This window comes from Bradyrhizobium sp. P2_E8, from assembly GCF_056403875.1.
Map to the genome: position 1 here is coordinate 1 of NZ_JBFUES010001875.1, position 585 is coordinate 585.

Sequence of the window (585 nt, forward strand, 5' to 3'; positions counted from 1 at the left end):
ACCCTCGCATCTCCCTCCGCTGAGCGGCGCGTCTACTCGCCCTGGCGCGAGACGTGGCGGCGCTATAGCCGCCACAAGCTTGCCGTGGTCAGTGCGTTCCTGCTCCTCATTCTGGTGCTGGCGGTGGTCGCCGGCCCCTTCGTCTGGCGGGTCAAGATCGACGACATCGACATCGTGGCGGGCATGCAGGGGCCCTCGCTCGCCCATCCCTTCGGCACCGACGATCTCGGGCAGGACATCCTCGCCCGCATGATCTACGGCGGGCGCATCTCGCTCGCGGTCGGCCTTGCCGCGATGCTGGTCTCGGTGTTCGTCGGTACGCTGATCGGTGCGCTTGCCGGCATGTCGCGCGGTGCGCTCGGTCACGGGCTGATGTGGCTCACCGATCTCTTCCTGTCGCTGCCACAGCTGCCGCTGCTGCTGCTGCTGATCTATCTGTTCCGTGACGGGCTCAAGGCCGCGTTCGGACCCGAGGGCGGCATCTTCATCCTGATCGTGCTCGTGATCGGGGGCCTGCGCTGGATGCCGGTCGCCCGCCTCGTGCGCGCGCAGTTCCTGTCGATCCGCGAAAAGGAGTTCGTCGAA

1 protein-coding gene is annotated in these 585 nt (G+C 67.2%); it reads left to right on the forward strand.

Annotated features, from left to right (window positions below):
* A partial coding sequence (locus tag AC1D00_RS44450) for an ABC transporter permease (RefSeq protein ID WP_477015122.1) occupies positions 1-585 on the forward strand: 585 nt, incomplete at both ends.